This is a genomic window from Pseudoalteromonas luteoviolacea NCIMB 1942, from assembly GCF_001625595.1.
In the GTDB taxonomy this organism is placed as follows: domain Bacteria; phylum Pseudomonadota; class Gammaproteobacteria; order Enterobacterales; family Alteromonadaceae; genus Pseudoalteromonas; species Pseudoalteromonas luteoviolacea_A.
Genome location: NZ_AUXT01000023.1, coordinates 22,421 through 28,630, shown reverse-complemented (window position 1 = coordinate 28,630; position 6,210 = coordinate 22,421). Strand labels below are relative to the sequence as shown.

The 6,210-nt window shown below is 39.5% G+C and carries 8 protein-coding genes; 5 read left to right on the top strand and 3 right to left on the bottom strand.

Annotated features, from left to right (window positions below):
- Positions 1-230: 230 nt before the first annotated feature.
- Complete coding sequence (locus N482_RS02205; RefSeq protein ID WP_063375529.1) at positions 231-914, bottom strand: hypothetical protein; 684 nt, start codon at positions 912-914, stop codon at positions 231-233.
- A gap of 167 nt (positions 915-1,081) precedes the next feature.
- Between N482_RS02205 and N482_RS02200 the strand changes: the two genes are divergently transcribed.
- The 5 genes from N482_RS02200 (at position 1,082) to N482_RS02185 (ending at position 2,852) form a co-directional block, all read left to right on the top strand.
- Positions 1,082-1,501, top strand: coding sequence for a hypothetical protein (locus tag N482_RS02200; RefSeq protein WP_063375528.1), 420 nt, complete (start codon positions 1,082-1,084; stop codon positions 1,499-1,501).
- The gene (locus tag N482_RS25860) at positions 1,498-1,626 is read left to right on the top strand and encodes a hypothetical protein (RefSeq protein ID WP_269202098.1); all 129 of its coding nucleotides are present in this window, start codon (positions 1,498-1,500) and stop codon (positions 1,624-1,626) included. The genes N482_RS02200 and N482_RS25860 overlap by 4 nt, the downstream gene beginning before the upstream one ends.
- Before the next feature lie 14 nt (positions 1,627-1,640).
- Positions 1,641-2,114, top strand: a complete 474-nt coding sequence (locus N482_RS02195) for a hypothetical protein (RefSeq protein WP_063375527.1) — start codon at positions 1,641-1,643, stop codon at positions 2,112-2,114.
- A 209-nt stretch (positions 2,115-2,323) separates the two neighbouring features.
- Positions 2,324-2,641 (top strand): hypothetical protein, encoded by a 318-nt coding sequence (locus N482_RS02190; protein WP_063375526.1) that lies wholly within the window; start codon positions 2,324-2,326, stop codon positions 2,639-2,641.
- The gene (locus N482_RS02185) at positions 2,598-2,852 is read left to right on the top strand and encodes a hypothetical protein (RefSeq protein ID WP_155730447.1); all 255 of its coding nucleotides are present in this window, start codon (positions 2,598-2,600) and stop codon (positions 2,850-2,852) included. The genes N482_RS02190 and N482_RS02185 overlap by 44 nt, the downstream gene beginning before the upstream one ends.
- Positions 2,853-3,288: 436 nt before the next feature.
- On the opposite strand, the gene N482_RS02180 is transcribed toward N482_RS02185, so the two are convergent.
- Together N482_RS02180 and N482_RS02175 are read right to left on the bottom strand one after the other, a co-directional pair.
- On the bottom strand, positions 3,289-3,585 hold the full coding sequence (locus N482_RS02180; protein WP_063375524.1) for an EscU/YscU/HrcU family type III secretion system export apparatus switch protein: 297 nt from the start codon (positions 3,583-3,585) through the stop codon (positions 3,289-3,291).
- A 2-nt stretch (positions 3,586-3,587) separates the two neighbouring features.
- Positions 3,588-6,107: a flagellar hook-length control protein FliK gene (locus tag N482_RS02175; RefSeq protein ID WP_063375523.1), complete on the bottom strand. Its 2,520-nt coding sequence runs from the start codon at positions 6,105-6,107 to the stop codon at positions 3,588-3,590.
- Positions 6,108-6,210: the final 103 nt, after the last annotated feature.

Below are 6,210 nucleotides of genomic sequence, written 5' to 3'. Positions count from 1 at the left end.
AATGTTCACGCTCTCGCCCTGCACAAGCATGCTACTAGTTTTGTGGGGATCCCTCAGGGTTCAATCCCACATTGTATTTTTGAAAATATGAATAACGTAACTTCTCCCTTATATAAATAATGGTTCAGTATGTTGAATTTGAGTTAAAAATCGACTGTCACCTTGCTATATTATTAGGGAGTTATCAAATTTAATTAATTAACTTCGTTTGGTATTTTATCCGCGCAATTTTATACTGATATATTTATTCTTGGGTTTATTGCGTCAGCCATTTTATAAGAGAATAGTAAAGAGCTACTTAATACCTTTTCTTCTAACGTATGATAATCTTGGCCAAAACCGTCGTCGTGAAATTGTTTCTCAAAGCTGTTACTTAATTCATTTAGCCTAAACTTACCGTAAAAGTCTTTAGCTTCGGCATTACTGTTGACATCAAAGTAACGAACGATATCAGCCATACCTTCATGCACTTGTTTATAAGCGCTTTTCAGCTCGTCATTTGCATTTATTTGCGTTTCCAGATCGGCACGGAGTGCGTCAGTTATGTTTCCACCGACCAATTGCAGCGTGCCATCCTCTTTTTGAGCAAGATCGAGAGAGTTTAAATCTATATTGGGGTGTAAAGTCGACTGTGTACCTTTAAATTTTTCAAACTCTTTTAGAGTTGTGGTAAAAGCAGCTTGTGTTTTATCCTGTATTTCAAAGTTTTTAACATTATATTCATACGCCTCTTGTTGAAATCTTTTTATTTCTTCGTCGCTTGCGATTAGCGTATGTTCAATCGATGCGGGGGCTGCGTTGAGCTTTTCAACTGGGGATTGCGCCTCGATGGTAGTGGATTTTGCTTTTGCTAAAGCTGCATTATTACTGACTAAGTCATGTTGTGACTTTTGCAATGAAGATTTTATATCCATAAATTTTTCCTTGATTATTACATCTTAATATCAGTACTTTAATATAAACCCAGTCGTTTTTAAGTTTGAATTTAATATTAAATAGTTAATTTTATTTGTTCCTTTATATTTATTATCGTCAAGATGCTTAAAAACTTTAAGCATTTATAAATAAGAAGGATTTGATAATGATAAAATTACTAAAATACTCCTCGGTAGCTATTGCAGTGACAATGGCTGGTTCAACATTCGCTAGTAATATTGTAGTTCCTAAAGTGACAGAGCAACCTGTTTCCATTTATGATTTTCCAGGAACTCACTTTGATGGTAGTCAAGTAAGGTCTGCAGAGGAAGAGGACTTAAAAACGTCCATTCCTTTCCAAATCGAGCGTTTAGACCAAGGCGGTTCAATATTGAATACCATAAATACTTCTGCGTTTAGCGCTGCTGCATCGGCGCCTCAGGACAACACAACTCCGACTCTCCAAGAGCGTAGTGGGTGTCCAGAGCTTGGTTTCGAATTGGAGGCGATGGGAAAGTTTATCGTCAATCAGCTGAGTTTCCGGCCAATACATGGCCGAAAGCAAATGGAAAAGATGTTCCTATGAGTGAAGTACATTGGAGTAGTCATGGGCGTGGAGACCATTTGAACCCGCATCAACATCAATTTATATTTGATGATAAAGGATGGATTCGAGAAGGTGGAAATGGCTTACCATTTAAGAAACTATAAGGGGGAAGCTTAAAATGCAAGTGTGTTTTGATTTACTTATTCCTAAAACTTGTTTTGGAGATGACTCACCTTTTCAAGAGGAGTTTGCCTATTGGGGGGATGAAAGCTTCAGCCTAGATCCTCCTCGATATGTATGGAAAGAAGAAGTTAAATTCAAAAAACAAGCAATGCCAGAGCATATGCTAAAATATATACCATCAAAGGTGAATATTTCGGGCTGGATATATTTATCATTAGAAAATAATGCGCTTGAAATTTGGGAAAAGAGCGTCAATGAACCTTCATTTGATGAATCGCCGCTGATGCTAAAGGAAGTGCTTGATAAGTTATTACCTTTACTAAGCGAGTGGGTTGTTATTTTCGAATTGAACGGTGATCAAATTGATAATGTATATCAGATGAACGAGTCGACCTTACTAGACAAGATCGAAACAGCTTTAAACTGGAAGAATGAACCAGAAGGTTTTTTAGCTTGGCATAAGTCTTAACTAAAAGCCCCTGTCGGGGCTTTTTCTTAGTCCACAATGAGGGCGTTGACCCTGTAACAGATTCTGTGTAACTGCCATTTAGTTGATATGTTTTTCGAGGCGTTCCTCGAACTCGATAATTAAAGAAGACATAATTGGAGTGTCCATATATGTCAACGCAAATTCTCAACGTAAATTCCCAGTGTAGAAGAAGATTAGGATAAACGAATATGTTCAATTCAATAAACAGTATAAATTGGGATGAATTACAGTTGGCAGATGGTAAAGCAACTCATGTGCCTGGCGCTCTATCAGATCTAGTATCTGGTGATTCAAAAAAAGAAGAGGATGCGTATTGGAAACTTGAAAACCACGTTGTTTTACAAGGTGACCTATATGAATCAGCATTTTATATTTTGCCATTTCTCTTCGAGATCATTCGATCTGATGTATCTCATGGGCGAAAGCGAGTTTATGACCTATTGTTTGAAATTGCTAATGGATATGAAGCACAAGAGGTTAGCTGTATGTTCAAAGGCGTGTCGTAACTCAATCGTAGAGGAAGTAGACCTGTTTATGGAGGAGGTATCTGACACAAACTCAAGCTTTAGAAGCCAATCTCTTGAGCTAATTGGCTCATTTCATGAAATCAGTAATGAAATAATTGAGAAGCTGTCCTGTATTAGTAGTATTGAGCAAGACGGTTCTTTTAAATCTGAGCTTTTAGAAGTGATAGAAGATCTTCAAGCTGAATTGTAATTTTACTGCCTCGTTGCCTCATACCTACCAGTTGCATTTCGATGATTAACAAATTAAAGAAGACATATATGGACACTCCATTTATGTCAACGCAAGTTTTTACACTTGGAACTTGAATTCGGGTTGAATCACATTGCTAGGATTGCTGAAATCTACAAGTGTATATTTCACTCTTTTTAGACAGTGTTTCAGTTGGTATTGACCACTAATGTCAAAATTAATTGACCAGTAATTTCACTGAAAATCAGTCAATAGGTGCAGTGCATTCTAAAGCCAATAAATATAATTTTCTACTACTATGTAGATTGTTTTGAGTGGTTAGCTGTTAATGAGGAAGCAGCTTTAAGTATCTTTTAGGGTTACGACTTGCAGCTGTTTGTCTCACTTCGATAGCTCTATGTAAATCCCTCTACGGGACTATTTTGAAATGGCGAATCTAAGCCTTGATATTTAATTTCCCCTGAAAATTTTTCCACCCAGGTGGAAACTTGCCTCGCAATACATAAGAAAATGCAATGAGTTCAGCTATCACATAGTACAGTTCTTTGGGTATTTCTTCATGTAAATCCAATTGCCCTAACGTTTTAACTAGTTCTGCATCTTCATGGATCATGATGTCCTTTTCTTTAGCCAATGTGATGATTTCTTCAGCTAAATCTCCAAACCCCTTACATACCACTTCAGGAGACTTTCCTGCTTCATACAATAAACCAACGGCTGTCTTCTGTTCCATAACTACACCTTTATATTCACGATGGCATGCTTATCATAAAACTGCTTCACTTGCAGTGCATCTTCTTTAAGTTCAATTTCGCCCACTTGCAATCCGTGTGCAGCAAGTTTACTGCGCAATGCGTCTAAGTGTGGCTCTGCCAGTTGGCAAACGCCTGTGCTGTTTCCGACAATTTCGCAGTCTACCGCTTTATCCATAAGCTCCGCTTGCACGCTGAGCTGTCCGAGTGCTTCATAATCGAAATTAAGCCTGACAAACCAAACTTGTTTTTCTGGCATCCCTGCTTTAGCTGGCTTTTTATATTGGCCAATTTGTAGTTCGCTTTGTCTGCATTCAGGTGGCGTCTTCATTGGTAAAAACATACTAATTAAGAGTTGACTCTCACTGTCAAACTTTTGCCCTAAGGCCTGTGTTTGATTTGTTGCAGTCATAGAGTTTTGTATAAAGTTTAGGTCGTCTAACAAACTTTGTTGTGCAGATAGGTTAACCGCCTGTATAAACTGTTTAGGTTGCTGCAATTTATTACCCGGAAATAGGGTTTCGACCATACTGGCTACTCGTTGTTCCGGACTAACGTCTTTTGGTCTCTGAGTATCGGCTTGTGCAGTTAAATGGGTTCCCAGCAATGTTACAAGTAACTTATCCACTGCCTGCGTGAAACTACTAACAGGTACGCTGGTATTAAGTGGAGTTGCAATACTTGGCAATCGCGCAAATAAATCTTGGCTTACTTCTTGGGCAGTAGATTTATTCTCATCTATTAATCGAGAAAAAGCTTGATGAACTAGGCGTGTTAAATCTGCGGACTGAGAGTTTTTAAATGACTGCTTTTCAATGATTTTTTTACTCAATAATTGGGCATTCTGTGTTTGGTCGGTAGGTCCTTGAGCCAGTGTAGAGGCGCGTAATGACTTGTTGAGAATGTGTGCTAACGGCAGCGTGGTTGTGGCCATACGTTTACCGTCTGTGAGCTCCTGTTGTGATATTTCTTGCATGGGCCCAGGGATGGCATTTTTTGCTGCAGTTTGTTCAACTAGTTTAGTTTTAGCAAGGTTGAGTTGCTGCGCAGAAAAAGGCTTTACATCTTTTGGTAATGCTGCTGCCATTACTTGTTGCAATAGTACTAATCGAGCTTCAAAAGTTGGCTTTACCTTCGCCTCTGGCAAAATAGTAGGGTGCATTGGGGGCTTCGTCATGGCTTGGCGCTCGACCGTTGTGAGCTGCGCTTGCGAAATGTTCTTTTCTTTGAGAGGAGGAGAGCTTGCCTCAGTCTTTAGAGTGTCTTTTAGCCTTTTGGGTGAAGATATTTGTGAACTTGGTTGCGTTACATCTTCTGGTGTTGATGAAAAATTGTGTTGTATTCCTTGAGCGAGTGTCATTAGAGGGGAGCTTGCAGGACGAATTGCAGCTGTGGCGATGAGCGGCAGATGTAAATAATTGACTTTGTTAGGTTGAATATCTGGGATCTGATGGCTAATAGCGCCGGTTTTTTGCTGCATTGGTGGGTTGTCAGCTCGATTGAAAAACGGTTTGTGTGTAATGGCCTGTAGAGCATTTTTCACTGTTTGCCTAATATCCGCTAAGGATACATTAAACAACGGCTTGTTATATTTCAAAGTCGGTTCAGCTTGCCGTTTGCTTACCTGTTCGAGCTGGGATTGAAAGGATTGGGTATCTAGCTTCGGTAATATGCTTTTTAGTGAAGTCGCCAGTTTAATTGTGGTGGTCTTGGTGGCAATAGCAACCTCAACAGCGTCCTTTTTATTACTGATTTTTACAGGGTGCCATATTTGCTTTTGTAATTGGGCCAATTGAGTTGGGGTGTTGGATTGCAACTGGGCCAGTTGATGCTGGTGATGGCCTAACTTTAATATCCCTTTTTGAGATGATAATTGAATATGGTTTGAAGTTTGTTGGCTAAGCTGAGCCACAAGTTGCGTAATTGCTTTTTTCGCAACGGGTATCTGATGAAGTTTATCTCCAAACATATTAAACAACTGCATCAGGACTTTATCACCTTTATTACTTAGGCTTGCGACCAGCTTTTCTTCTTGTTGTAGTAATGTCCCGATACCCGAGGGGAGTGGCATATTGATACCGAGTTTAGGCAATGTTAGTTGTGTATTTGCAGGCGGTTTTATCTGAGCTTCTGTTTGCAATGCGCTGTGATCTCCAAACCCTTTAAGTAAACTTAACAAGCTCAGTAGTGATTGCGCCGAATTTAGTGTGAGTTTTGCTTCTGGCGTAGACAGTGTAAGTACCGTACCCGATGAGTCCAACTTGAGCTGCGCTTCAGCTAACTTTAATGGTTGCTCTAGGTTTGCTTGACTACTCAAGCGGATAGGTTGCCAGCGCCCTTCTAGTGCCACTTCCATCTGAATCGAGTCGGGCTTGATGACAACATTACGTGCTAAAAACATTTTGTCTGCTTCCAAAATAGCCTGCGCGTTGCTATCTTGTGAAGAAAATGTTGTTGTTGACACATTTGCATGACTTTGTACAGGGATAGTTTGCTTATTCATTATTCTAAATCAAATTTTCAGTAATCGGCTGCAACGCGTTATTCGTATTACCATATCACTATGATAGACTTAGGCCCACATTTAAGGGTCGTGAGAATAACAA

Bases quoted from the DNA above. Each gene is read 5' to 3' on its own strand.
- N482_RS25860 (WP_269202098.1), top strand. From the start codon at position 1,498: ATGAGTGAAGTACATTGGAGTAGTCATGGGCGTGGAGACCATTTGAAC.
- N482_RS02195 (WP_063375527.1), top strand. From the start codon at position 1,641: ATGCAAGTGTGTTTTGATTTACTTATTCCTAAAACTTGTTTTGGAGAT.
- N482_RS02185 (WP_155730447.1), top strand. From the start codon at position 2,598: ATGAAGCACAAGAGGTTAGCTGTATGTTCAAAGGCGTGTCGTAACTCA.
- N482_RS02205 (WP_063375529.1), bottom strand. From the start codon at position 914: ATGGATATAAAATCTTCATTGCAAAAGTCACAACATGACTTAGTCAGT.
- N482_RS02180 (WP_063375524.1), bottom strand. From the start codon at position 3,585: ATGGAACAGAAGACAGCCGTTGGTTTATTGTATGAAGCAGGAAAGTCT.
- N482_RS02190 (WP_063375526.1), top strand. From the start codon at position 2,324: ATGTTCAATTCAATAAACAGTATAAATTGGGATGAATTACAGTTGGCA.
- N482_RS02200 (WP_063375528.1), top strand. From the start codon at position 1,082: ATGATAAAATTACTAAAATACTCCTCGGTAGCTATTGCAGTGACAATG.
- N482_RS02175 (WP_063375523.1), bottom strand. From the start codon at position 6,107: ATGAATAAGCAAACTATCCCTGTACAAAGTCATGCAAATGTGTCAACA.